Source organism: Variovorax sp. YR266 (assembly GCF_900107295.1).
In the GTDB taxonomy this organism is placed as follows: domain Bacteria; phylum Pseudomonadota; class Gammaproteobacteria; order Burkholderiales; family Burkholderiaceae_C; genus Variovorax.
In genome coordinates, this window is record NZ_FNPM01000004.1 from 386,941 (window position 1) to 409,568 (window position 22,628).

Consider the following 22,628-nt stretch of genomic DNA (forward strand, 5'->3'; position numbering starts at 1 on the left):
CCGGGTGTCCAACCATCCAGCGCTTTCGCTGGGTCGCAGGAGACCGACATGCTCTCTCTCACCTCCGGCATCGGCGCCGTCATCATTGTTCTGCTGGCGGTGCTGCTGTTTTCAGCGGTATGGATCTTCCGGGAGTACGAACGCGGCATCGTGTTCACCCTCGGGCGCTTCTCGAAGGTTTCGGGGCCGGGTCTGGTGCTCGTGATACCGGCCATCCAGCAGGTGGTGCGCGTCGACCTGCGCACCGTGGTGCTCGAAGTGCCGACGCAGGACGTGATCTCGCGCGACAACGTGTCGGTGAAGGTCAGCGCGGTCGTCTACTTCCGCATCGTCGATGCCGAGAAGGCCATCATCCAGGTGAAGGACTTCTTCAACGCCACCAGCCAGCTGGCCCAGACCACCCTGCGCTCGGTGCTCGGCAAGCACCAGCTCGACGACATGCTGGCCGAGCGCGAGAAGCTCAACCTCGACGTGCGCGAGTCGCTGGACGTGCAGACGGCTTCATGGGGCATCAAGGTGTCGAACGTGGAGATCAAGCAGATCGACCTCACCGAATCGATGGTGCGCGCCATCGCGCGGCAGGCCGAGGCGGAACGCGAACGGCGCGCCAAGGTGATCCACGCGGAGGGCGAACTGCAGGCTTCCGAGAAACTGTTCCAGGCCGCGCGCGTGCTGGCGCAGGAGCCGCAGGCCATTCAGCTGCGCTACCTGGAAACGCTCACGGTGATCGGTGCCGACAAGAACACGACCATCGTGTTCCCGTTGCCGATGGATCTGATCTCGAGCTTCCTCGGCAAGCAGCACGCATAGCGGCACGCAACGCGCGGAAGCGGAAAACTGTTCTTCACGCGCGAAGGCCTGCAACGCATGGCCTTTCGCGAGGCGCCTGCTTACCATCGTGCGCATGTTCAAGCACATCGTGATGTGGGACCTGCGTGGCGACACGCCGGAAGAAAAGACGCAGGCCCGCCAACTGCTCAAGCACAAGTTCGAATCGCTGCGCGGCCAGATCCCGGGCCTGCTGCACATCGAAGTGGGCGTTGATTCGAGCCGCGCAAGTTATGCCTGCGACGTGGTGCTCTACAGCGAGTTCGACAGCCAGGCCTCGCTCGACGGCTACGCCACGCATCCAGCGCACCTGCGCATTCGCGAAGAGCTGGGCGACCTTCGCGTCGCGCGGCACCAGGTCGATTACGCGCCCGACTGATCGGCGCTGGTCAGTCGTTCTTCTCGGGAGCATCCCCCCGGGACGCGGCAAGCGCAGCAGCCGCACGCAGCTTGTCTTTCTTGCTCGGCCGCTTGCCCTTGATGCCCCCGGTGCCCGACGCATCGACCACCGGCACCGCCACTTCCGTCGGCTCGAAGCCTTCGACGCGCTCACGCGGCAGGCTCAGCCCCTGGCGCTTTTCGATCAGCCGGAAGTGCGCCTCGGTCGACGCGCTCACGAAGCTGATCGCCAGGCCGCTCTCTCCCGCGCGGCCGGTTCTGCCGATGCGGTGGATGTAGTCGGTCGGCGAGCGCGGCAGGTCGTAGTTGATGACCACGGGCAGCTGTGCGATGTCGATGCCGCGCGCCGCGAGGTCGGTGGCGATCACCACGTCCCAGCGGCTCTGCTTGAACTGCGAAAGGATGTCGGTGCGCGTGCCCTGCGCGATGTCGCCGTGGAAGGGCACTGCGTAGATGCCGTTCTTGTAGAGCTTCTCGGCCACGATCTGTGCCGCGTGCTGCGTGGCGACGAAGACAAGCACGCGGTCCCATTCGTTCTCGTGCTGCTTCAGCAGATGGCGCAGCAGCTGCGTGCGACGGGCGGCGTCGACCTCGATCACGCGCTGCACGATGTTCGGCTCGGTGCCGGGCTCGCCCTGCACGTCGACGACGGCCGGGTCGTGCAGCATGCCATCTGCCAATGCCTGGATGGCGCTCGGGAAGGTGGCGGAGAACAGCAGGTTCTGGCGCTGCTTGGGCAGCAGCGCGAGGATGCGGCCGAGTTCTTCGGCAAAGCCGAGGTCGAACAGGCGGTCGGCCTCGTCGAGCACGAGCATCGACACGGCATCGAGCTTCAGCGCGTTGTGCTCGACCAGGTCGAGCAGACGGCCGGGAGTGGCAACGACGATGTCGGCGCCGCCGCGCAGGCCCATCATCTGCGGGTTGATCGACACGCCGCCGAATGCGACGACGATCTTCAGGCGCTCGGGCAGGTGCTGCGCCAGGCTGCGCATGGTTTCGCCGACCTGGGCCGCGAGTTCGCGGGTGGGCACGAGCACCAGGGCACGCACGCGGCGCGACGAGCCCTGCGCGCGTTCAGCGCCCAGGCGCTGCAGCAGGGGCAGGGAAAATGCGGCGGTCTTGCCGGAGCCGGTCTGCGCCGAGCCCCGCACGTCGCGACCTTGCAGAATCGCGGGGATGGCCGCGGCCTGGATGGCGGTCGGCGCGGCGTAGCCGCTTTGGGCGGCAGCCTGCACGAGCGCGGGGATCAGGCCCAGTGAGTCGAATGGCATGTAAGCAGACAGAGAGAGAAGAGACGAATCGAATGTCGACGATGAAACAGCAGCGCAATCAGTCCGGCAGCGCCCTGGTGTACTCCACCGAGGCGGGCGGGCGCATGTGCCCCGACTGCGGGGAGCCGGTGGCCCAGTGCCGCTGCAAGGAACTCAAGGCGCGCGTACCGGCCACCGACGGCATTGTGCGTGTATCGCACGAGACCAAGGGGCGCAAAGGCAAGGGCGTGACGGTGGTCAAGGGCGTCGCGCTCGATGCGGCGGCGCTCACGGCACTCGGCAAGCAGCTGAAAACGGCCTGCGGCTCGGGCGGCACGGTAAAGGACGGCGTGATCGAAATCCAAGGCGACCACCGCGAAACGGTGATCGCCGCACTCGTGAAGCAGGGCCACACGGTCAAGCGGGCGGGAGGCTGAGCACGCGATGAAACCCGAAGACCTGCAGCGGCTGGTGACGCTCGAAATGCCTTTTGGCAAGCACAAAGGCACGCTGATTGCCGATTTGCCCGGAAATTACCTGACGTGGTTTGCACGCGAGGGTTTTCCCTCGGGAGAAATAGGCCGGCTACTCCATTTGATGCATGAAATAGACCACAACGGGCTCTCGGACCTGCTGAAACCGTTGCGAAACCGCCCGTCGCGCCGGGATGTTTCTCAATAACACACGATTTCGCCACGTTTTTTGCAATTAGGGCTGGATAATCCGGCCTACGTGTCTGTGAGCTTTGTCTCCCGTGCACGTAATTCGGTGATCGGTCAGTTTCGCGCCACAGCGCATTTTGTTTGTTGTGATTCTGGGACTCCATCGCTTTGTCTTGTTGGTTTGAATTAGGAGTCCCTCAATGGGCAAGAAACTCTACGTAGGCAACCTCGCCTACTCCGTGCGTGACAACGACCTGGAACAAGCCTTTGGCGAGTTCGGCGCAATCGTCAGCGCCAAGGTCATGATGGAACGTGACACCGGCCGTTCGAAGGGCTTCGGCTTTGTCGAAATGGGTTCGGATGCTGAAGCACTCGCAGCCATCGAAGCCATGAACGGCCACTCGCTGCAGGGCCGCGCCCTGACGGTGAATGAAGCCCGTCCGATGGAAGCTCGTCCCCCCCGTACCGGTGGTGGCGGCGGCTACGGCGGCGGTGGTGGTGGCGGCTACGGTGGTGGTGGCGGCGGCGGCGGTTACGGCGGCGGCGGCGGTGGCCGCAGCGGTGGTGGCGGCGGTTACGGCGGCGGCGGCGGTGGTCGCGGCGGCTACTAAGCCCTTCCCTCCAGAGCCTTCGGGCTTCTGAATGAAAAGCTCCTTCGGGAGCTTTTTTCGTTTGTGGCCCTCTGTGGCGCAGGGAGCGTCGAGGGAGAACCCTAGCCCTGCGGTAAGCATTTGTCCGTACCGGGCAGGTCAGCCAACGGTCAGGCCCGCAGAACGACCCTCACCCTTCCATACAAGAGGGGCGAGACGACATGCGCATCAAGAGTCAGGCTGACTTCTTTTCAGGAGTCATGTTCACCACCGTGGGGGGCGCCTTTGCGATAGGCGCGACCACCTACACCATCGGCGACGGCGCCCGCATGGGGCCGGGCTACTTCCCGCTCATGCTGGGCATCCTGCTGGCCATCCTCGGGGCCGTCATCATGTTCCAGGCACTGGTGGTCGAAACCACCGACGGCCACCCGATCGGCAAATGGGCCTGGAAGCCGCTGGCCTTCGTGCTCGGCGCCAACCTGGCCTTCGGCGTGCTGCTGGGGGGCCTGCCCAGCATCGGGCTGCCGGCCATGGGGATGATCATCGCGATCTACGCGCTCACGATCATCTCGAGCATGGCGGGCGAGCACTTCAAGCTGCGCGACGTGCTGATCCTCTCGACCATCCTGGCGGCTGGCAGCTACGTGGCCTTCATCTGGGCACTGAAGCTCCAGATCCAGGTCTGGCCCACTTTCATTTCGGGCTGAGGAGCGCACACCATGGACCTGATCCACAACCTTTCCATCGGTTTCGGCGTTGCCTTCACCTTCACCAACCTGCTGTACTGCCTGCTGGGTTGCATCCTGGGCACGCTGATCGGCGTGCTCCCGGGCATCGGCCCGGTCGCAACCATCGCGATGCTGCTGCCCGCCACGTACGCATTGCCGCCCGTGTCGGCGCTGATCATGCTGGCCGGCATCTACTACGGCGCGCAGTACGGCGGCTCGACCACCGCCATCCTGGTTAACCTGCCCGGGGAGTCGTCCTCGGTGGTCACCTGTATCGACGGCTACCAGATGGCAAGGCAGGGCCGCGCAGGCCCGGCGCTCGCCGCGGCCGGCCTCGGCTCGTTCTTCGCGGGTTGCGTCGGCACGCTGATCCTGGCCGCCTTCGCGCCGCCGCTGACCGAGCTGGCTTTCAAGTTCGGTCCGGCCGAGTACTTCTCGCTGATGACGCTGGGCCTGATCGGCGCCGTGGTGCTGGCTTCGGGCTCGCTGCTGAAGGCAGTGGCGATGATCGTGCTCGGCCTGCTGCTGGGCATCGTGGGCACCGACGTCAACTCGGGTGTCGCGCGCTACAGCTTCGACATTCCCGAACTCACCGACGGCATCGGCTTCGTGGTGATCGCCATGGGCGTGTTCGGTTACGGCGAAATCATCGGCAACCTCTCGCAGCCCGACGACGAGCGCGAAGTGTTCACGCACAAGGTCAAGGGCCTGTGGCCCACCAAGGACGACTTCAAGCGCATGCTGCCCGCGGTGCTGCGCGGCACGGCCCTGGGTTCTGCACTGGGCATCCTGCCTGGGGGCGGCGCGCTGCTGGCCTCGTTCGCCTCGTATGCGCTGGAGAAGAAGATCCGCATGCGCCCCGGCGAAGTGCCCTTCGGCAAGGGCAACATCCGCGGCGTGGCATCGCCCGAGTCGGCCAACAACGCCGGTGCGCAAACTTCCTTCATCCCGCTGCTGACGCTGGGCATTCCGCCCAACGCGGTGATGGCGCTGATGGTGGGCGCAATGACGATCCACAACATCCAGCCCGGCCCGCAGGTCATGACCAGCAACCCCGAGCTGTTCTGGGGCCTGATCGCCTCGATGTGGATCGGCAACGCGATGCTGATCATCCTGAACCTGCCGCTGATCGGCATGTGGATCAAGCTGCTGACGGTGCCCTACAAGTTCCTGTTCCCCGCCATCGTGCTGTTCTGCGCGATCGGCGTGTACTCGACCAACAACAACACCTTCGACGTGTGGATGGTGGCGGCCTTCGGCTTCATCGGCTACCTGTTCATCAAGCTGCGCACGGAGCCTGCGCCGCTGCTGCTGGGCTTCATCCTCGGGCCGATGATGGAAGAGAACCTGCGGCGCGCGCTGCTGCTGTCGCGCGGTGCGTGGAGCGTATTCGTCACCCGGCCGCTGTCGGCGGGGCTGTTGGTGGCGGCTGCGCTGCTGCTGGGCATCGTGCTGCTGCCCGCAATCAAGGCCAAGCGCGAGGAAGCCTTCGTCGAGGAGTGAGCGCTCCGGTCCCTGCAAGAAGCCCCCGCTCCGGGGGCTTTTTTCATTTGGGGCCTTTGCTCGGGGTGCCCCAAATAGACGCGCTCTTGTTGGTGCCCGGCAGGGTCGCCGGCGATGCGCCCGGAAACACGGCGAACAGCGAGGCGCCCGTTACCACCAGCATTTCCATAGGGGGAGGACTACCTCACCCGTGGCGCTATCAAAAAAGGAGCTGAAGATGCAGGTGTATCAAGTCATGCAGGCATAAAAAAGGCGCCGACCAGCGGCGCCTTTCAAAGTCAAACACGGCATCTCGTACGGAGCCTTTGAAGCATTTTTATTGTTGCTTGGGGATTGTCTCCTCGGACCCTCGGCAGCACGAGCAGGGCCCGTTCGCGAGTGGGCAGACTTTAGGGTGCGCACCGCCTCAGTGCATTGGGAATTACCCGCTTTGCCTTACCGAGAAAGCCCGATTTGCGAACCAAAGTGTTTCTGATAGTTAACGATGTGGCACGACTTGTGCACGCAGCACCAAGGTCCATCACTTCAAGAAGAAGAAACGGTCATGGCCCTGGCTCCGCACGCCTCCATCAACGCGGCAGACACCGCATGGATGATGACTTCGACCGCGCTGGTGCTGCTGATGACGCTGCCCGGCATCGCACTCTTCTATGCGGGCATGGTGCGCCGCAAGAACGTGCTGGCCACCATGGCGGGGGTGGTGGCGATAGCCGCGGCGGTCTCGCTGACCTGGTTCGCGGTGGGCTATTCGCTGGCCTTTACCGAGGGCTGGCCCTGGCTGGGCGGCACCGGGCGCTTCTGGTTCTCGGGCTTCGAGTACCTGAAGGAGGCCGGGCAGGTGGCGGTGAGCCACGTCGCGCCCAACGTGCCCGAGTCGGTCTACGCGATGTTCCAGCTGACCTTCGCGATCATCACCACCGCACTGGTGCTTGGCGCTTTTGTCGAGCGCATGCGCTTCTCGGCGATCCTGTGGTTCGCGCTGCTCTGGAGCGTGCTGGTGTACGCACCTGTCGCGCACTGGGTGTGGGAGCCGGGCGGCTGGCTCGCGCAGATGGGAGCGCTCGACTTCGCCGGCGGCTCGGTGGTGCACGTCAACGCGGGCATCGCGGGGCTGGTGTGCGCCTATGCGCTCGGGCCGCGCAAGGGCTACGGGCGCGAGGCCTTCGAGCCCTACAGCCTGGCGATGACGATGACGGGCGCGGGCCTGCTGTGGGTAGGCTGGTTCGGCTTCAATGCGGGCTCGGCGGTGGCGGCCGACGGGCGCGCGGGCCTGGCGATGCTGGTGACGCACATCGCGGCGGCGGCCGGCGCCATGAGCTGGATGCTCGGCGAATGGATCGTGCGGCGCAGGCCTTCGCTGCTGGGCCTGTGCTCGGGCCTGGTGGCGGGGCTGGTGGCCATCACGCCGGCAGCCGGCTTCGTCACGCCGCTGTCCGCGCTGGCCATCGGCGCCATCGCGGGGCTGGCCTGCTACTGGGGCGCCACCGGGCTCAAGCACCTGCTTGGCGCGGACGACTCACTCGACGTGTTCGGCGTGCACGGCATCGGTGGCATCGTGGGCGCGCTGCTGACGGGCGTGTTCGCCGATGCGCGCATCTCGGGCGCCACGGGGGACGTGCTGACGCAGGCGATCGCCGTCGGCAGCGTGGCTATCTACAGCGCAACGGGGACGGCGGTGGTGCTGTTTCTGGTGCACATCATGGTCGGGTTGCGCGTCGATGCCGACAGCGAGGTGCTGGGCCTCGATCTTGCACAGCACAGAGAACATCTCGGGAGTAGTTGACCCACCGACGGAGGAACCATGCCATCCATGTCCGAAAGCGAACGCATCGCCCTTGCTGCCCGCCTTCACGTGGCGCTGCGGCGAAAGCATGGGCGCGTGACCGACACCGAGTGGATGGCGACCAATGCCGAGTACGCGGCCGAGATCGTGCGCATGACGCGCGCGCACGCTGCTGACACCAAGGACGAGGAGCTTTACCAGTTGGCGACACGGCTGGAGCAGGCGATGGAGCCGCTGGCTCGCGCTGCGCGGCTGGCGGCGCGGCAGCCCGATGGGACGCCGCCTACTCCGCCGCCTCGCTATGTGGGTGGGTTGCGCTGAGTCTTTTCGGGGTGCGTGCGAATGACACCGGGTGCTCAGCTTGCAGCCAGCGCTGCCTTGCGAATCGACTGCAGCGTGCTTCCCGGGGTGATCGCTTCCGGGTCCAGCAGGCAATGCAGGATGGCCGGCTTGCCGCTCTCTCTCGCGCGCGCCAGCGCGGGGCCGAATTCTTCGGTGCTGGTCACGCGTTCGCCGTGGCCGCCGAACACCTCGGCATAGCCGCGAAAGTCCGGGTTCTTCAACTGCGTGGCGCTGATGCGGCCGGGGTAGTGCTTTTCCTGGTGCATGCGGATCGTGCCGTACATGGCGTTGTCGAGCAGCACCACGATGATCGGCAGGCCGTACTGCACGGCCGTCGCGAATTCCTGGCCGTGCATCATGAAGTCGCCATCGCCCGCGAACACGACCACTTCGCGCTGCGGCCACAGCCGCTTGGCGCCGACGCCGGCCGGCAGGCCGTAGCCCATCGAGCCGCTGGTGGGCGCAAGCTGGCTCGCGTAGGAGCGGAACGGCCAGAAGCGGTGCACCCAGGTGGCGAAGTTGCCCGCACCGTTGCAGAAGATGGTGTCGGCCGGCAGCACTTCGCGCAGGTGCTGCATGACCTCGCCCATCTGCAGCGGGCCGGGAATGCGGATGGGAGCCGGGTCGCTCCAGCGCAGGAAGTCTTCGCGGGCGGTCTTCGTTTCTGCCTGCCAGGCCGGCGTTTGCGCGGGGCGCAGCGTGGACACGGCTTCCGCGAAAGCCTGCGGCGTGGCGTGGATGCCCTGCGCCGGACGATAGAGCTTGCCGAGCTCGTCGGCGTCGGCGTGCACATGCACCAGCGCCTGCTTCGGCTGCGGAATCGCCAGCAGCTCGTAGCCCTGCGACGGTACTTCGGACAAGCGCCCGCCGACCAGCAGCACGAGGTCGGCGTTGCGGATGCGCTCCAGCATGCGCGGATTGGCGCCAAGGCCCAGGTCGCCCGCATAGCAGGGGTGCTCGGCCGACATCAGCATCTGGCGACGGAACGAGCAGTACACGGGCAGCGAGAACGCGGCCGCGAAATCCGCGAACTGCTGCGCGGCCTTCTCCGACCAGCGGCTGCCGCCCAGGATGACCACCGGGCGCTGCGCCTGCGACAGTCGCTGCTGCAGCTCTGCGAGTTGCGCTGCACCGGGATGGGTTTCGGTCACCGCGTAAGGCTGCGCGTCGGCCACCGTCGCGGCCTCGGTCAGCATGTCTTCGGGCAGCGCGATCACCACCGGCCCAGGCCGGCCCGAGGTTGCGACATGGAAGGCACGCGACACCAGCTCAGGCACCCGCGCCGGATCGTCGATCTGCACCACCCACTTGGCCATGGTGCCGAACACCGCGCCGTAGTCCAGCTCCTGGAAGGCTTCGCGGCCCAGCGCATCGCGCGCGACCTGGCCGACGAACAGCAGCAGCGGCGTCGAATCCTGGTGCGCGATGTGCACGCCGGCCGCCGCGTTGGTGGCGCCCGGTCCGCGCGTGACGAAGCACACGCCCGGCTTGCCGGTGAGCTTGCCCTGCGCCTCGGCCATCATCGTCGCGCCGCCTTCCTGGCGGCACACGGTCACGTCGATGGATGCGTCATGCAGCGCATCGAGCACGGCGAGAAAGCTTTCGCCGGGCACGCAGAACAGCTGCTTGACGCCGTGGGTGATGAGCTGGTCGACCAGGATCTGGCCGCCGGTGCGGGGTGAGGTCATGCGGTTTCCAATGAAATGAAGGAGGTCATTCGAGCGCGGCGCAGGCAGCGATGATGCGCGCGCACGCCTCTTCCAGCTGCGCCATCGACGTCGCATACGAAATGCGGAAGTACGGCGCCAGCCCGAACACGCTGCCCGGCACCACCGCCACCTCGAAATCCTGCAGCAGGTAGCGGCAGAAGTCGCTGTCGGTCTGCAAGAGCGCGCCGCCGCGGGTGCGCTTGCCGAGCACGCCGGCGCAGCTCGCGAAGGTATAGAACGCGCCTTCCGGCACGCGGCAATGCAGCCCCGGCGCGCGGTTCAGCGCGGCGACCACGAAGTCGCGCCGCGCCTGGAAGTCGGCGCAGCGCTCGGCCACGATGCCCTGCGGCCCGGTCAGCGCCTCGATGGCAGCGGCCTGGCTGATCGACGAGGGACACGAGGTCGTCTGGCTCTGCACCACGGCCATGGCCGCGATCAGCGCGCGCGGCCCGGCGCCGTAGCCCACGCGCCAGCCGGTCATCGCGTAGGCCTTCGACACGCCGTTGATGGTCAGCGTACGTTCGCGCAGGCGCGGCTCCACGGCCACCGGCGTGGCAAACGCCAGCCCGTCGTAGAGGATGTGTTCATAGATGTCGTCCGCCAGCACCCAGACTTGCGGATGGCGCAGAAGCACCTCGCACAGCGGCTTCAGCTGCGCTGCGCTGTAGGCCGCGCCGGTCGGGTTCGACGGCGAATTGATGAACAGCCAGCGCGTGCGCGGTGTGATGGCCGCTTCGAGCTGCGCGGCATCGAGCCGGAAACCGTTCTCCCCGGTACACGCCACCGGCACCGGCACGCCGCCGCAGATCTGCACGATGTCGGCGTACGAGGTCCAGTACGGCGCGGGCAGGATCACCTCGTCGCCGGGGTTCAGGCTGGCCATCAGTGCGTTGAAGATCACCTGCTTGGCGCCTGCGCTCACGCTGATTTCGTCGAGGGCGAAGTCGAGCGCGTTGTCGCGCTTGAACTTGAGCTGCACCGCCGCCTTCATCGCCGGGCTGCCGTCGAGCACCGTGTAGCGCGTGTCGCCGCGCCCTATGGCGCGCACCGCAGCCTCGCGCACGTTCTGCGGCGTGTCGAAGTCAGGCTCGCCCGCGCCCAGCACGATCACCGGACGACCCGCGCGCTTGAGCGCGTTCGCGTTGTCGGTGATGCGCAGGATCTCCGAGACGCCGATGGCGCGCACGCGCTGCGCCGGCTGAAAAGCGAGGGAGGCAACGGTATCTGCTGTCACTTGGCGTAGGCCTCCAGTGGCTTGTCGTTGGGTTCGAGCATCAGCTGCTTCAGCGCCGCGCTCATCGGCAGGTTCAGGCTCGTGTTCTTCGGCGGAATGGCGGCCACGAACCACTTGGTGTAGATCTTCTCGAGGTCGCCGCTCTTCATCATTCGGCGCAGCGAATCGTCCACCGCGGTCTTGAAGGCCGGGTCGTCCTTGCGGAACAGCAGCGCGATCGGCTCCGAGCCCAGCGCGTCGCCCACGATGCGATAGGCCGCGGGGTTCTTCGAGTTCGCGATGATCCCGGCCAGCAGGTTGTCGTCGAGCACGAAGGCATCGGCGCGGCCCGACTCCATCAGCAGGAAGCTTTCGAGGTGGTCCTTGCCGAGCATGGTGTTGTACGAGACGTTCTGCGCGCGCTCGCGCTTGCGCAGCAGCTGCACCGCAGTGGTGCCGGTCGATGCCGAGACGTTGCGGCCCGCGAGCTGGTCGAGCGTGGTGATGCCCGAATCGACCTTGGTGGCCATGCGCACTTCGCTCACATAGGTGGTGAGTGCGAAGGCCACTTGCTGCTGGCGCGCGGTGTTGTTGGTGGTGGGGCCGCAGCCGATGTCGAGCGTGCCGTTCTGCACCAGCGGGATGGTGTTCTGCGCGGTCACGGCCATGTATTCGAGCTTGGCCTGCGGTGCGATGTCCTTCAGCACGCGCTCGCACAGCTCGACGTGATAGCCCACGTACTTGTCGCCCGCGCCGAGCATGTAGGCCATGGGCGGCGAGGCTTCGCGCACGCCGAGCACCACCTTGCCGCTGGTCTTGATCTTGTCGAGGGTGCCGGTGGCCGGGGTCTGCGCGCTGGCACCGAATACGAATGCAAGCAGCGTGGCGGCCGCGATTCTCTTGAAGGGAATGCTCATGTTCTCTGTCTCCTGGTTATGGTTTTTGGTGAATGCATGCGGCCGCCCACCTGCCGCCGCAGCAAGGCGCTGCGCGGCAAGCTCGAACGAACCGGGAGGCGATCAGTCGCCGATGTCGAAGGTCACGCCTTGCGCGAGCGGCAAGGCGGTGGAGTAGTTGATGGTGTTGGTGGCACGGCGCATGTACGCCTTCCAGCTGTCGGAGCCGGCTTCGCGCCCGCCGCCTGTTTCCTTCTCGCCGCCGAAGGCGCCGCCGATCTCCGCGCCGCTCGGACCGATATTGACGTTGGCGATGCCGCAGTCCGAACCCGCGCTCGACATGAAGCGCTCGGCCTCGCGCATGTTCAGCGTGAAGATCGACGACGACAGGCCCGCGCCCACTGCGTTGTGCAGCTCGATGGCTTCGTCGAGCGTGCTGTAGCGCACCACGTACAGGATGGGCGCGAAGGTCTCGCGCAACACGGGGCCCTCATGCGACTTCAGCTCGACCAGTGCGGGGCGCACGTAGTACGCGTCCTTCGTGCCGATGCCTTCGACGCGCTGGCCGCCGTGCACCTTGGCGCCGATCTCGCGGCATTCACCGAGCGCCTTTTGCATGCCGTCGAAGGCCGCGCGGTCGATCAGCGGACCGACCAGCGTGCCGGCCTCGCGCGGGTCGCCCACCTGCACGTTGCCGTAGACCTTGGCGAGCTTGGGCACCAGCTGGTCGTACACGCTCTCGTGCACGAACAGGCGACGCAGCGTGGTGCAGCGCTGGCCGGCCGTGCCCATGGCCGCGAAGGCGATGCCGCGCAGTGCGAGGTCGAGGTCGGCCGAGGGCGTGACGATGGCAGCGTTGTTGCCGCCGAGTTCGAGAATGGCGCGGGCAAAGCGTGCGGCCAGCTTCGGCCCCACTTGCCGGCCCATGGCGGTCGAGCCGGTGGCCGAGAGAATCGGCACACGGTGGTCGTCGACCAGCACTTCGCCGACGTCGCGCTGGCCCAGCAGCAGGCCGAGCAGGCCTTCGGGCGCATCGCCGAAGCGTTCGATGGCGCGCTGCGCGATGGCGTGCACGGCCAGCGCGGTCAGCGGCGTTTTTTCAGACGGCTTCCAGACCACCGAGTCGCCGCACACCAGCGCCAGCGCCGCGTTCCACGACCATACGGCCACCGGAAAGTTGAAGGCCGAGATCACGCCGCACACACCCAGCGGGTGCCAGGTTTCCATCATGCGGTGCTCGGCGCGCTCGGTGGCCAGCGTGAGGCCGTAGAGCTGGCGCGAGAGGCCGACCGCGAAGTCGCAGATGTCGATCATTTCCTGCACCTCGCCCGCTCCCTCGGACGGGACCTTGCCGGCCTCCAGCGTGACGAGCAGGCCCAGGTCGCGCTTGGCGGCGCGCAGTTCTTCGCCCAGCAGCCGCACCAGCTCGCCGCGGCGCGGCGCCGGCACGTTGCGCCAGGCCTTGAAAGCCTCGTGCGCACGGCCGATGGCAGCGGTGGCCTCGGCCGGCGAGGTCTGCGGCACCTGCGCAATCACCTCGCCGCTGACGGGCGAACGCACCGTCAGCTCGCCGCCGGTGTGGGCCTCGGGGGGCACGCCCAGGCGCTGCAGCAGCTGCTCGACTTCGGTGGCGACGGAGGGGGAGGTGTTGGCTTCGGACATGGACGCGCTCCGGGAAGGAGGAGAAAGGAGGACCCGGTCAATATCTGCGAATCCCGCGCGCTTGCCTAGTGAAAATATGGAAGGACCTGATGCGTTTCAGGAATGAACTCGCACGATTCATGTGCGCCTAGCGCACCAACCAGGTGGCCGCCATCACCCACAGCACCACCAGCACGCCGTTGCTCGCGGCGAACAGCACCAGCCGGTGGATCACATGGTTGTAGGTCAGGTGCACCACGCTGTGCAGCGCGCGCAGGCCGACGTACGCCCAGGCCAGCCAGATCGCCGTGGGCGTGGGCAGCACCGCTACATAGAAGAGCAGGCACACCACATAGAACAGCACCGGCAGCTCCAGCAGGTTCATGTAGTTGCGATTCGGGATGCGCACGGCGTCGGGCACGGCCGCCGATTCGCCCAGCTTGAAATCGATGCCCCGGACCTCGCGGCGCCGCACGGCGCGGATGCGCACGATGGGGATGAGCAGCAGCACCAGGCCGGTGAGGCCGGCGAGGGCGAATACGGGGTAGAGGATCGAGGGGTTGTTCATGGATGGGGCTCCTCGCGCGCATTGTCGTGTCAGGCGGAAGAGTCGAACTGGCCTGTTCGGCGACTGAAGGCGTAGTCGAAATTGCAAGGGCGGACATGGATCCGCCGCTGCCGAATCAGGCAACATCAGGCATGCACTCGGAATTCGAACAAGAAATCGTGATCCTGACGGGGGCCGAAGTGGTGCGCCGCCGCACCGGCATGTACTTCGATGTCCATGATCGCGATGTCGCTGCGACGCTTGCCCTGCAGGCCCTCTGCCATGCCATCGACGATGCGATCGACGGTCGATGCACACAGATTTTTCTGAAGATCGACGGCGCGGAAATCGACGTGCGCTACGACAGCGGCATGCCTCTCGAGCCCGACGCGCAGCATCCGAACTGGACGGTGGCGCAGATATTTCTCACGATCCATGCCGCCTGCCATTCGCGCAAACATCATCTGGAGGTGGGTTCGGAGTTCTGCCGGATTGGGATCGCGGTACTGAACGCTGTCTGCAGCGAACTCACGGCGGAGATCAGGGACGGTGGAAAGCAATTGCGGCTGCGCTTCGAGCAAGGAGAGTCGCAGGAAGAGGCCCCGATTTCGGCCACCCAGGAAGCCGACGAAACGCGGCTGCATTTCGTGCTCGATCCGTCAATACTTCCGGACAACCGGCCCGGCGAAGACGCATTGCGCCGTGCCCTGCACGATCTGCACTCCCGATTTCCGGGCCTGAAGATCGAGATGGAATACGCATCCGCAAGCGATTGAAGCGAATCGCTCAGCCCGGCCCGGGCGCCTCGGGCAACGAAATCTTCTGGCTCGCCGGCGACCCCGCCAAGCTCTGCGCCGGCCTCCTCAACGTCGCATCGAACGGATTGATCTTCGGCCCGATGGCCGCGGCCTCGCGCTTGAGCAGTTCGACCACCGTCGGCATGCGGTCTGCATTGAGCCGGTCGGCAATCGTGCCCACGCTCAGTGCCGCCACGGCACGCCCCTCGCGGTCGAGGATCGGCACGGCCACGCCCGCCATGCCTTCGAGCAGGCCCGTGTTGCGCCCCGCATAGCCCGCCTGCCGCACGCGCTCGATCTCGGTGCGCAGGTACACCTCGTCGTACACGCCGTACTCGCGCACGCGTGAGAGGTTGAAGCGGATCACCTCTTCACGCTCGGCCTCGGGCAGGAAGGCCAGGATCGCCAGCGCGCCCTGCCCCACGCCCAGCGCGATGCGCCCGCCGATGTCGCCGGTGAACGAGCGAATCGGGAACGGCCCTTCGCTGCGGTCAAGGCACACCGCGTCGAAGCCGCTGCGCGCCAATAGAAAGATGCTGTCGCCCAGGCTCGCGCACAACCGCAAGAGCACCGGCCGGCAAATGGAGCGCAGGTCGCCCGGGTTGCCAGCGCTCGCTGCCAACGCGAAGAAGTCGATGCTCAGCCGGTAGAGCTTGCTGCGCTCGTCCTGCTCGACCATGCCTTCGGCCATGAGCGATTGCAGCAAACGGTGCGTGGTGGCCTGCGTGAGGCCCACGGAACGTGCGATCTGGGTCACGCGGCCGCCTTCGGCCTGCACCGCGCCGAGCGCGCGGATCACCGAAAAGACGCGCGGCACGCCGCCGCTGGCCGCCGGCGACGCCGAAGAGGTCTCCATACCTTGCTCCTGTGGAATCCGATGTATCAATCGCGGCCATCATATTCCATTGATCGGAATAAATTGAAGAAAAATTCTGATTAATGGAATACCCGAGGCGATCTGGCGCAATCGTTGCAATAGAGTGAATTAAGAGCAGCAAGCTGTCCATGGCCCGCACCAAGGTGAAACAAGGTGCCTGAAGCCATCTTTTCGCCCCGAAGAAAGGCCCGTTCCATGTCATTCCTCCGGCTTACCGACGTGACCAAGTTCTATGGCGCCACCCGCGCGGTGTCGGCCATGAGCCTCACTGTGGAAAAGGGCGAGTTCGTCTCGCTGCTCGGCCCCTCGGGCTGCGGCAAGACCACCACGCTGCAGATGATTGCGGGCTTCGAGGCCGTGAGCAGCGGCCGCATCGAGCTCGCGGGCAAGGACATCACGCATGCCAAGGCCAACACGCGCGGGCTGGGCATCGTGTTCCAGACCTACGCCCTGTTCCCGCACATGACGGTGGCCGACAACGTGAGCTTCGGCCTCGAGATGCGCAAGATGCCCAAGGCCGAGCGCATCGAGCGCGTGAAGCAGGCACTGGCGCTGGTGCACCTCGAAGCGCATGCCGCGCGCTACCCGCGTGAACTGTCGGGCGGCCAGCGCCAGCGCGTGGCGCTTGCGCGCGCGCTGGTGATCGAGCCGCCGGTGCTGCTGCTTGACGAGCCGCTGTCCAACCTCGACGCCAAGCTGCGCGAGGAAATGCAGTTCGAGCTACGCCAGATCCAGCGAAAGGTCGGCACCACCACGGTGATGGTCACGCACGACCAGAGCGAGGCCATGTCGATCAGCGACCGCGTGGTGGTGATGGAAGGCGGCTGCGCCACGCAGATCGACCATCCGCAGCGCGTGTACGAACACCCGAGCACGCGCTTCATTTCCACCTTCGTGGGCAAGGCCAACCTGCTGGACTGCCGCGTGTCGAACAGCGGCGCCACGCGCACCTGCGTCGAGGTCGGTGCGCTCTCGCTCGACGTGGACGACACGGGTTTCAGCGTCGACGCCGCCGCGCTGCTGAGCGTGCGGCCCGAAAAACTGCAGCTGGTGCCGCCGGGCCAAGGCCGCCTCGACGGCGAAGTGCAGGAGCGCTTCTTCCTCGGCAGCCAGTGGCTCTACCGCGTGGCCACGTCCGTCGGTGATCTCACGGTGCTGAGCCCCAACGACGGGCGCGAAGCGCTCGAAGAAGGCAGCCGCACGGGCCTCGACTGGCCGGCGCACTGCATGCGGCTGCTGCCAGCGGAAGAAAAGGCTGTCGCGGCATGAGCAGCGTATTGAAGAGCAAGGCCACGCCCTGGTGGCTCTCCGGCCCGGCGCTGCTGCTGTTCACAGCGCTGCTGCTGGTGCCGCTCGCGCTCACGGCTGTGCTGTCGTTCAACGTGTACGACCCGGCCACCGGCCCCAAGTCCGGCGAGTTCACGCTCGCGCACTACGCGCTGGTGTTCTCCGACTCGTACTACCTCGGCATCTTCTGGCGCACCTTCTGGGTCTCGGCCCTTGTCACGCTGATCTGCGTGCTGGTCGGTGCGCCCGAGGCCTATGTGCTGAGCCGCATGCGCAACCCGTGGCGCTCGGTGCTGCTGCTGGTGGTGCTGGCGCCGCTGCTGGTGTCTGTGGTGGTGCGTGCCTTCGGCTGGAGCATGCTGCTGGGCCCCGAGGGCGCGGTGAACGGGCTGCTGGGCCTGCTCGGCATCGGCCCGGTGAAGATCCTCTACACCAGCACGGCCGTGGTCATCGCGCTGGTGCACGTGATGCTGCCCTTCATGGTGATCCCGGTGTGGACATCACTGCAGAAGCTCGACCCGGGTGTCGAGAACGCAGCGCTCTCGCTCAACGCCACGCCCTTCACCACGCTGCGGCGCATCGTGCTGCCGCAGGTGATGCCGGGCATTCTCTCGGGCAGCCTGATCGTGTTCGGCCTGGCCGCGAGTTCGTTCGCCATTCCGGGGCTGCTGGGCGGGCGGCGCCTCAAGATGGTGGCGACCATCGTCTATGACGAATACCTCAGCGAGCTCAACTGGCCGCTCGGCGCAGCCGTAGCGCTGGTTCTGCTGGTGGCCAATCTCGTCGTGATGCTCAGCTACAACCGCCTCGTCGAAGGCCGCTACAAGAAAGCGCTGGGCTGAAGCGATGAACAAGAACGGCCCCATCGCCCTCGCGTTCAACGCGCTCGTCATCGTCTTCATGCTGGCGCCGCTGGTGGTGGTGTGCATCGTGGCGTTCACGCCCGAGAACACGTTGACCATTCCGACCACGCACTTCTCGCTGCGCTGGTTCAAGGCAGTGTTCGCGCACCCCGACTTCATGCAGTCGTTCTGGAACAGCCTGTGGCTCGCGCTGAGCTCGGCCACCATCGCGACGCTGCTCGCGGTGCCAGCCGGCATGGCGATCACGCGCTATGAGTTTCCGGGGCGCAACTTCCTCAACGGCCTGTTCCTGTCGCCGCTGATCGTGCCGCACCTGGTGCTGGGCGTGGCGCTGCTACGGCTGTTCGCGCTGGTCGGCGGCACGGGCAGCTTCGGCTGGCTGGTGATGGCACACGCGCTCATCGTCACGCCCTACACGCTTCGGCTGGTGGTGGCGGCGCTGGTGGGCTTCGACCGCAGTGCCGAGCAGGCTGCGCTGTCGCTGGGCGCGAGCCAGGCCACGGTGTTCCGCCGCATCACGCTGCCGATGATCCTTCCGGGCGTGACGGGCGGCTGGATGCTGTCGTTCATCAACAGCTTCGACGAAGTGACGATGTCGATCTTCGTCACCGCGCCGAGCACGGTGACGCTGCCGGTGCGCATGTACATGTATGCGACCGAGTCGATCGATCCGCTGATGGCGGCGGTGTCGGCGCTGATGGTGGCGATCACGGCCTTCGCGATGGTGCTGCTCGACCGTGTCTACGGACTCGACCGCGTGCTGGTGGGGCGCAGATAAGCAATGACGACAACGACAACTTCGAGCGCACTGCTGCACCGCGTGGCCGAGACCAACGGCCGCGATGCCGTGCCCTTCACCCTCGACGGCGCACCCGCCAGCGCGCTGGCCGGCGACACCGTGCTCACGGCCGTGCTCACGCAATGCGGCCAGCTGCGCCGCAACGAATTCAGCAACCTGCCGCGCGCGGGCTTCTGCATGATGGGCGCCTGCCAGGACTGCTGGATCTCCACCGGCGAAGGCGAACGGCTGCGCGCCTGCTCGACCTTCATCTCGCCCGGCATGGCGCTGGTCACGGGAAGGAGTGGCGCATGACGACGGCAATCGAAATCCGCCCCGCGATCGTCGGCGCCGGCCCGGCCGGCGTGCGCGCGGCGCAGACGCTGGTGGCGCATGGCCTGCGGCCTGTGGTGATCGACGAGGCGTCGCGCGCCGGCGGGCAGATCTATCGCCGTCCGCCCGCCAGCCTCTCGCAACGCACCGCGCGAACGCTCTACGGCTTCGAGTCGAAGCGCGCCGATGCCGTGCACTCGGCCTTCGACGCACTGCGGGGCCGCATCGACCACCACCCCGACAGCCTCGTGTGGAACGCACAGGACCACAAGCTCGACGTGATGCACAACCCCACGTGCAGCACCCGTCGCGTGCCCTACAGCCACCTCATCGTTGCGACCGGCGCCACCGACCGCGTGCTGCCGGTGCCGGGCTGGACGCTGCCCGGCGTCTACACGCTCGGCGGCGCGCAGGTCGCGCTCAAGTTCCAGGGCTGCGCCATCGGGCGCCGCGTTGTGTTCATGGGCACCGGGCCGCTGCTGTATCTGGTGGCGTACCAGTACGCGAAGGCCGGCGTGGAAGTGGCTGCGGTGCTCGACACCGCGCGCCTGGCCGACCAGATCGCCGCCACGCCCGCGATGCTGACGCAGCCCGCCGTGTTCGCGAAGGGCGTGTACTACGTGGGCTGGCTGCGCGCCCACGGCGTGGCGCTGCACAGCGGCGTGCGGCCGCTGCGCGTGCTCGGCGACGAGGCGCAGGGCCGCGTCACCGGCGTGGCATGGCAAGACGGCAACGAAGAACGCACACTGGCCTGCGATGCCATCGGCTTCGGCTACGCGCTGCGCTCCGAAACGCAGCTCGCCGACCTGCTCGGCTGCCGATTCGACTACGCGCCGATGCACCGCGCCCACCTGCCGGTGCGCGATGCGGCCGGGCGCTCCAGCGTCGAGGGCGTGTATCTCGCGGGCGACGGCGCCGGCATCATGGGCGCGGACGCGGCCGAGTGGGCAGGCGAACGCGCGGCACTGGCGCTGCTGGCCGACAGCGGCGTAGCGGTCGACACAGCACGCGCCGCCGAACTCGAACGCAAGCTCGGCAAGCTCGCCGGATTCCGCCAGGGCCTCGAACGCGCCTTCCCCGTGCCGCAGGACTGGGCCGCGCACGCGAGCGACGACCTCGTGATCTGCCGCTGCGAAAACATCACGGCCGGCACGCTGCGCCAGACTGTCGCCACCAACGGCGCCGACGAGATGAACCGCCTGAAGGCGCTGTCGCGCGTCGGCATGGGCCGCTGCCAGGGGCGCATGTGCGGCGTGGCGGCGGCGGAGATCCTCGCGCATGCCACGGGCCAGCCACTGCAGCAGGTCGGCAGGCTGCGCGGGCAGGCGCCGATCAAGCCGATTCCGATCATGCTCGTGCCCGCCGAGGGAGCCGGCGCATGAGCACGATCAAGAAGCTGCGGACCGACGTCGCCATCGTCGGCGGCGGCATCGTCGGCTCTTCGGCCGCGCTGGCCTTGCGCCGCATGGGCCTGGGCGTGGTGCTGCTGGAGCGCGATCTTTGCGGCTCGCGCTCCAGCGGCGTGAACTTCGGCGGCGTGCGCCGGCAGGGCCGGTCATTGAGCCAGCTGCCGCTGACGCAGCGCGCGCACCGCATCTGGGGCCAACTGCCCGAACTGCTGGGCACCGACGGCGAATACATCCGCTCGGGCCATTTCAAGATCGCGCGCAGCGAATCGGACATGGCCTCGCTCGAACGCTACCGCGCGCTGAGCAGCGACTTCGACCTGGGCCTCGAGCTGATCTCCGGCGCGCGCCTGCGCGAGCAGTGCCCCTGGCTCGGCGCGCGCGCTGTGGGCGGCTCGCTGTGCGCGGAAGACGGGCAGGCCAATCCGCGCCTCGTGTCGCCGGCCTTCGCGCTCGCGGCGCAGCGCGCGGGCGCGCAGATCTTCGAGCGCCACAAGGTCGACGAGGTCGCGCATGACGGAGCCATGTTCATGGTGCGCAGCGGCAACGCGCTCGAGGTGCAGGCGCCCGTGCTGCTCAACTGCGCGGGCGCCTGGGCCGGCGCCATCGCCAGCCAGTTCGGCGAGACGCCGCCGCTGCGCGCGCGCAGCCCCGTGATGGCGGTGACCGAGCCGGTGCCGCACTTCATGCAATGGAGCCTTGGCGTGGAAGGCGGCGGCATCTACTGCCGGCAGGTGGCGCGCGGCAATCTCGTGCTCGGCGGCGGCACGGGCATCACGCTCGATGCCGAACGCGCGCGCGCCGAGCGCGATGCCATCGCCACGCTCGCGATGCAGGCCGTGGAGCTGTTGCCCGTGCTGCGCCATGCGCACATCATCCGCACCTGGGGCGGCACCGAAGGCTACCTGCCCGACCGCGAACCGGTGCTCGGGCCCAGCCGCACCACGCCCGGCCTGTTCCACGGCTTCGGCTTCTCGGGCGCTGGCTTCCAGATCGGCCCGGCCGCCGGCGAAGTGCTGGCCGAGCTGGCTCGCGACGGGCGCACAGAAACGCCCATCGACGCCTTCGCCATCGAGCGCTTCGACGAACAACCCCTTACCGTTTCCCCCACCTGAACCTGAACCTGATTGGAGAGCATCGCCATGTACCGCATCGCCAAGTCCCCCCGCTTTCTCCTCCTTGCCGCGTTGCTCGCAGCCGCCGGCAGCGCCAGCGCGCAGACCAAGACCATCTACATCGGCATGAACGGCGGCACCATGGAGAAGGCGTACACGCAGTACGTCTTCCCGGCCTTCGAGAAGGCCTACGGTGCCAAGGTGGTGGTGGTGCCCGGCACCTCGTCCGACATCCTCGCGAAGGCGCAGGCCAACAAGGACAAGCCGCAGATGCACGTGATGTTCCTGGACGACGGCGTGATGGTGCGCGCCATCGGCATGGGCCTGTGCCAGAAGCAGAAGCCCAGCCAGTCGCTCAGCGAGATCTACCCGGCCGCGCGCTTCAAGGACGACATGGCCAGCGGCGTGAGCCTGGGCATGACGGGCCTTGCCTACAACGCCAAGATGTTCAAGGAAAAGGGCTGGACCGCGCCCACCTCGTGGATGGACCTGGCCGACCCCAAGTACAAGGGCAAGGTGGTGTTCCAGTCGATGTCGTCATCGACCTTCGGGCTGCACGGCTTCCTGATGTTCAACCGCATCCAGGGCGGCAACGACAAGAACGTGGAACCGGGCTTCAAGGCGTGGCCCACCACCGTCGGCCCGAACGTGCTGGAGTACATCCCCAGTTCGGCCAAGCTCTCTGAGATGGTTCAGACCGGCGAGGCGGCGATCTTCCCGCTGACGCCCACGGCCGTGGCCGCACTCAAGACCAAGGGCATTCCGGTCGAGTACGCGCCGCCCAAGGAAGGCGCGGTGGTGCTCATGGTCGGCCAGTGCGTGATCGCCAACAACAGCGAGCCCGAGCTGTCGCAGAAGCTCGCCGAGTTCCTGCTGAGCCCGTTGGCGCAGGCCAACGTGCTGCAGTACGGCGCGCAGATCCCGACCAACCCCAAGGCCCCGGCCGTGGGCGAAGGCGCGGCGCAGGTGGCGGACATCAACAAGTGGATGAAGACGGCCGTCACCATCGACTGGGAAAGCATCAACGCCAATCGCCCGGCGTGGAACGCCCGCTGGAACAAGACGATCGAGAAGTGAT

At 66.9% G+C, this 22,628-nt stretch carries 24 protein-coding genes and 1 pseudogene; 17 read left to right on the top strand and 8 right to left on the bottom strand.

All coding sequences use genetic code 11. The features are described 5' to 3' along the window. The first annotated feature begins 48 nt into the window (after window positions 1-48). Window positions 49-810 (top strand): slipin family protein, encoded by a 762-nt coding sequence (locus BLW48_RS13660; protein ID WP_093054241.1) that lies wholly within the window; start codon window positions 49-51, stop codon window positions 808-810. 94 nt (window positions 811-904) lie between these two features. Further along, window positions 905-1,207: a Dabb family protein gene (locus BLW48_RS13665; protein ID WP_093175448.1), complete on the top strand. Its 303-nt coding sequence runs from the start codon at window positions 905-907 to the stop codon at window positions 1,205-1,207. A gap of 10 nt (window positions 1,208-1,217) precedes the next feature. Here the strand turns inward: BLW48_RS13665 and BLW48_RS13670 are convergent, their stop codons facing one another. Beyond that, window positions 1,218-2,498, bottom strand: coding sequence for a DEAD/DEAH box helicase (locus tag BLW48_RS13670; protein WP_093175450.1), 1,281 nt, complete (start codon window positions 2,496-2,498; stop codon window positions 1,218-1,220). Between the two features lie 41 nt (window positions 2,499-2,539). Between BLW48_RS13670 and BLW48_RS13675 the strand changes: the two genes are divergently transcribed. From BLW48_RS13675 to BLW48_RS13695, 5 genes are all read left to right on the top strand, one after another. Continuing rightward, window positions 2,540-2,914 (top strand): translation initiation factor Sui1, encoded by a 375-nt coding sequence (locus BLW48_RS13675; RefSeq protein ID WP_371127361.1) that lies wholly within the window; start codon window positions 2,540-2,542, stop codon window positions 2,912-2,914. A 7-nt stretch (window positions 2,915-2,921) separates the two neighbouring features. Next, entirely contained in the window at window positions 2,922-3,158 is a 237-nt protein-coding gene (locus tag BLW48_RS13680; protein ID WP_093053658.1) for a DUF3820 family protein, read from the top strand. A gap of 181 nt (window positions 3,159-3,339) precedes the next feature. After that, complete coding sequence (locus BLW48_RS13685) at window positions 3,340-3,750, top strand: RNA recognition motif domain-containing protein (protein ID WP_093053653.1); 411 nt, start codon at window positions 3,340-3,342, stop codon at window positions 3,748-3,750. Between the two features lie 200 nt (window positions 3,751-3,950). Then, the gene (locus BLW48_RS13690; protein WP_093175452.1) at window positions 3,951-4,439 is read left to right on the top strand and encodes a tripartite tricarboxylate transporter TctB family protein; all 489 of its coding nucleotides are present in this window, start codon (window positions 3,951-3,953) and stop codon (window positions 4,437-4,439) included. A gap of 12 nt (window positions 4,440-4,451) precedes the next feature. After that, window positions 4,452-5,963 (top strand): tripartite tricarboxylate transporter permease, encoded by a 1,512-nt coding sequence (locus tag BLW48_RS13695; RefSeq protein ID WP_093053647.1) that lies wholly within the window; start codon window positions 4,452-4,454, stop codon window positions 5,961-5,963. 64 nt (window positions 5,964-6,027) lie between these two features. Here BLW48_RS13695 and BLW48_RS36065 read toward each other — a convergent pair. Next, window positions 6,028-6,132, bottom strand: a pseudogene (locus BLW48_RS36065) (sulfite exporter TauE/SafE family protein); the annotation flags it as partial. Between the two features lie 375 nt (window positions 6,133-6,507). On the opposite strand from BLW48_RS36065, the gene BLW48_RS13700 reads away from it, so the two are divergent. Both BLW48_RS13700 and BLW48_RS13705 read left to right on the top strand, forming a co-directional pair. Continuing rightward, entirely contained in the window at window positions 6,508-7,746 is a 1,239-nt protein-coding gene (locus BLW48_RS13700; protein ID WP_093053644.1) for an ammonium transporter, read from the top strand. 18 nt (window positions 7,747-7,764) lie between these two features. Next, window positions 7,765-8,067, top strand: coding sequence for a hypothetical protein (locus BLW48_RS13705; RefSeq protein ID WP_093053641.1), 303 nt, complete (start codon window positions 7,765-7,767; stop codon window positions 8,065-8,067). 35 nt (window positions 8,068-8,102) lie between these two features. Here BLW48_RS13705 and BLW48_RS13710 read toward each other — a convergent pair whose 3' ends face one another. The 5 genes from BLW48_RS13710 to BLW48_RS13730 all read right to left on the bottom strand — a co-directional run bounded on the left by BLW48_RS13710 (window position 8,103) and on the right by BLW48_RS13730 (window position 14,115). Beyond that, window positions 8,103-9,776 carry a thiamine pyrophosphate-binding protein gene (locus tag BLW48_RS13710; protein WP_093175455.1) on the bottom strand — a complete coding sequence of 558 codons (1,674 nt, stop codon included), beginning with the start codon at window positions 9,774-9,776 and terminating at the stop codon, window positions 8,103-8,105. Window positions 9,777-9,801: 25 nt separating this feature from the next. Continuing rightward, window positions 9,802-11,031 (bottom strand): pyridoxal phosphate-dependent aminotransferase, encoded by a 1,230-nt coding sequence (locus tag BLW48_RS13715; protein ID WP_093175457.1) that lies wholly within the window; start codon window positions 11,029-11,031, stop codon window positions 9,802-9,804. Next, the gene (locus tag BLW48_RS13720) at window positions 11,028-11,927 is read right to left on the bottom strand and encodes an amino acid ABC transporter substrate-binding protein (RefSeq protein WP_093175460.1); all 900 of its coding nucleotides are present in this window, start codon (window positions 11,925-11,927) and stop codon (window positions 11,028-11,030) included. The genes BLW48_RS13715 and BLW48_RS13720 overlap by 4 nt, the downstream gene beginning before the upstream one ends. A gap of 102 nt (window positions 11,928-12,029) precedes the next feature. Beyond that, window positions 12,030-13,568, bottom strand: coding sequence for an L-piperidine-6-carboxylate dehydrogenase (locus BLW48_RS13725; RefSeq protein ID WP_093053629.1), 1,539 nt, complete (start codon window positions 13,566-13,568; stop codon window positions 12,030-12,032). Between the two features lie 127 nt (window positions 13,569-13,695). Beyond that, complete coding sequence (locus BLW48_RS13730; protein WP_093175462.1) at window positions 13,696-14,115, bottom strand: MAPEG family protein; 420 nt, start codon at window positions 14,113-14,115, stop codon at window positions 13,696-13,698. A 95-nt stretch (window positions 14,116-14,210) separates the two neighbouring features. Between BLW48_RS13730 and BLW48_RS13735 the strand changes: the two genes are divergently transcribed. Then, window positions 14,211-14,870 (top strand): DNA topoisomerase IV subunit B family protein, encoded by a 660-nt coding sequence (locus tag BLW48_RS13735; RefSeq protein ID WP_143047746.1) that lies wholly within the window; start codon window positions 14,211-14,213, stop codon window positions 14,868-14,870. A 10-nt stretch (window positions 14,871-14,880) separates the two neighbouring features. On the opposite strand, the gene BLW48_RS13740 is transcribed toward BLW48_RS13735, so the two are convergent. Then, on the bottom strand, window positions 14,881-15,747 hold the full coding sequence (locus BLW48_RS13740; RefSeq protein WP_093053620.1) for an IclR family transcriptional regulator: 867 nt from the start codon (window positions 15,745-15,747) through the stop codon (window positions 14,881-14,883). Window positions 15,748-15,963: 216 nt separating this feature from the next. On the opposite strand from BLW48_RS13740, the gene BLW48_RS13745 reads away from it, so the two are divergent. Genes BLW48_RS13745 through BLW48_RS13775 form a run of 7 tightly spaced genes read left to right on the top strand, consistent with a single transcriptional unit; the run spans window position 15,964 to window position 22,627 of the window. Continuing rightward, the gene (locus BLW48_RS13745; protein WP_093076787.1) at window positions 15,964-17,037 is read left to right on the top strand and encodes an ABC transporter ATP-binding protein; all 1,074 of its coding nucleotides are present in this window, start codon (window positions 15,964-15,966) and stop codon (window positions 17,035-17,037) included. After that, complete coding sequence (locus tag BLW48_RS13750; RefSeq protein ID WP_093053615.1) at window positions 17,034-17,897, top strand: ABC transporter permease; 864 nt, start codon at window positions 17,034-17,036, stop codon at window positions 17,895-17,897. The genes BLW48_RS13745 and BLW48_RS13750 overlap by 4 nt, the downstream gene beginning before the upstream one ends. 4 nt (window positions 17,898-17,901) lie before the next feature. Then, the gene (locus BLW48_RS13755) at window positions 17,902-18,696 is read left to right on the top strand and encodes an ABC transporter permease (protein ID WP_093053612.1); all 795 of its coding nucleotides are present in this window, start codon (window positions 17,902-17,904) and stop codon (window positions 18,694-18,696) included. A gap of 3 nt (window positions 18,697-18,699) precedes the next feature. After that, on the top strand, window positions 18,700-19,011 hold the full coding sequence (locus BLW48_RS13760; RefSeq protein ID WP_093175468.1) for a (2Fe-2S)-binding protein: 312 nt from the start codon (window positions 18,700-18,702) through the stop codon (window positions 19,009-19,011). Continuing rightward, window positions 19,008-20,411 carry an NAD(P)/FAD-dependent oxidoreductase gene (locus tag BLW48_RS13765; protein ID WP_093175470.1) on the top strand — a complete coding sequence of 468 codons (1,404 nt, stop codon included), beginning with the start codon at window positions 19,008-19,010 and terminating at the stop codon, window positions 20,409-20,411. Before BLW48_RS13760 ends, BLW48_RS13765 begins: the two co-directional genes overlap by 4 nt. Continuing rightward, entirely contained in the window at window positions 20,408-21,550 is a 1,143-nt protein-coding gene (locus tag BLW48_RS13770) for an NAD(P)/FAD-dependent oxidoreductase (RefSeq protein WP_093175473.1), read from the top strand. Before BLW48_RS13765 ends, BLW48_RS13770 begins: the two co-directional genes overlap by 4 nt. Window positions 21,551-21,577: 27 nt before the next feature. Further along, window positions 21,578-22,627, top strand: a complete 1,050-nt coding sequence (locus tag BLW48_RS13775) for an ABC transporter substrate-binding protein (RefSeq protein ID WP_093175678.1) — start codon at window positions 21,578-21,580, stop codon at window positions 22,625-22,627. The last annotated feature ends 1 nt before the right edge of the window (window position 22,628 follow it).

Bases quoted from the DNA above. Each gene is read 5' to 3' on its own strand.
- BLW48_RS13660 (WP_093054241.1), top strand. From the start codon at position 49: ATGCTCTCTCTCACCTCCGGCATCGGCGCCGTCATCATTGTTCTGCTG.
- BLW48_RS13665 (WP_093175448.1), top strand. From the start codon at position 905: ATGTTCAAGCACATCGTGATGTGGGACCTGCGTGGCGACACGCCGGAA.
- BLW48_RS13670 (WP_093175450.1), bottom strand. From the start codon at position 2,498: ATGCCATTCGACTCACTGGGCCTGATCCCCGCGCTCGTGCAGGCTGCC.
- BLW48_RS13675 (WP_371127361.1), top strand. From the start codon at position 2,540: ATGAAACAGCAGCGCAATCAGTCCGGCAGCGCCCTGGTGTACTCCACC.
- BLW48_RS13680 (WP_093053658.1), top strand. From the start codon at position 2,922: ATGAAACCCGAAGACCTGCAGCGGCTGGTGACGCTCGAAATGCCTTTT.
- BLW48_RS13685 (WP_093053653.1), top strand. From the start codon at position 3,340: ATGGGCAAGAAACTCTACGTAGGCAACCTCGCCTACTCCGTGCGTGAC.
- BLW48_RS13690 (WP_093175452.1), top strand. From the start codon at position 3,951: ATGCGCATCAAGAGTCAGGCTGACTTCTTTTCAGGAGTCATGTTCACC.
- BLW48_RS13695 (WP_093053647.1), top strand. From the start codon at position 4,452: ATGGACCTGATCCACAACCTTTCCATCGGTTTCGGCGTTGCCTTCACC.
- BLW48_RS13700 (WP_093053644.1), top strand. From the start codon at position 6,508: ATGGCCCTGGCTCCGCACGCCTCCATCAACGCGGCAGACACCGCATGG.
- BLW48_RS13705 (WP_093053641.1), top strand. From the start codon at position 7,765: ATGCCATCCATGTCCGAAAGCGAACGCATCGCCCTTGCTGCCCGCCTT.
- BLW48_RS13710 (WP_093175455.1), bottom strand. From the start codon at position 9,776: ATGACCTCACCCCGCACCGGCGGCCAGATCCTGGTCGACCAGCTCATC.
- BLW48_RS13720 (WP_093175460.1), bottom strand. From the start codon at position 11,927: ATGAGCATTCCCTTCAAGAGAATCGCGGCCGCCACGCTGCTTGCATTC.
- BLW48_RS13725 (WP_093053629.1), bottom strand. From the start codon at position 13,568: ATGTCCGAAGCCAACACCTCCCCCTCCGTCGCCACCGAAGTCGAGCAG.
- BLW48_RS13730 (WP_093175462.1), bottom strand. From the start codon at position 14,115: ATGAACAACCCCTCGATCCTCTACCCCGTATTCGCCCTCGCCGGCCTC.
- BLW48_RS13735 (WP_143047746.1), top strand. From the start codon at position 14,211: ATGGATCCGCCGCTGCCGAATCAGGCAACATCAGGCATGCACTCGGAA.
- BLW48_RS13740 (WP_093053620.1), bottom strand. From the start codon at position 15,747: ATGGAGACCTCTTCGGCGTCGCCGGCGGCCAGCGGCGGCGTGCCGCGC.
- BLW48_RS13745 (WP_093076787.1), top strand. From the start codon at position 15,964: ATGTCATTCCTCCGGCTTACCGACGTGACCAAGTTCTATGGCGCCACC.
- BLW48_RS13750 (WP_093053615.1), top strand. From the start codon at position 17,034: ATGAGCAGCGTATTGAAGAGCAAGGCCACGCCCTGGTGGCTCTCCGGC.
- BLW48_RS13755 (WP_093053612.1), top strand. From the start codon at position 17,902: ATGAACAAGAACGGCCCCATCGCCCTCGCGTTCAACGCGCTCGTCATC.
- BLW48_RS13760 (WP_093175468.1), top strand. From the start codon at position 18,700: ATGACGACAACGACAACTTCGAGCGCACTGCTGCACCGCGTGGCCGAG.
- BLW48_RS13765 (WP_093175470.1), top strand. From the start codon at position 19,008: ATGACGACGGCAATCGAAATCCGCCCCGCGATCGTCGGCGCCGGCCCG.
- BLW48_RS13770 (WP_093175473.1), top strand. From the start codon at position 20,408: ATGAGCACGATCAAGAAGCTGCGGACCGACGTCGCCATCGTCGGCGGC.
- BLW48_RS13775 (WP_093175678.1), top strand. From the start codon at position 21,578: ATGTACCGCATCGCCAAGTCCCCCCGCTTTCTCCTCCTTGCCGCGTTG.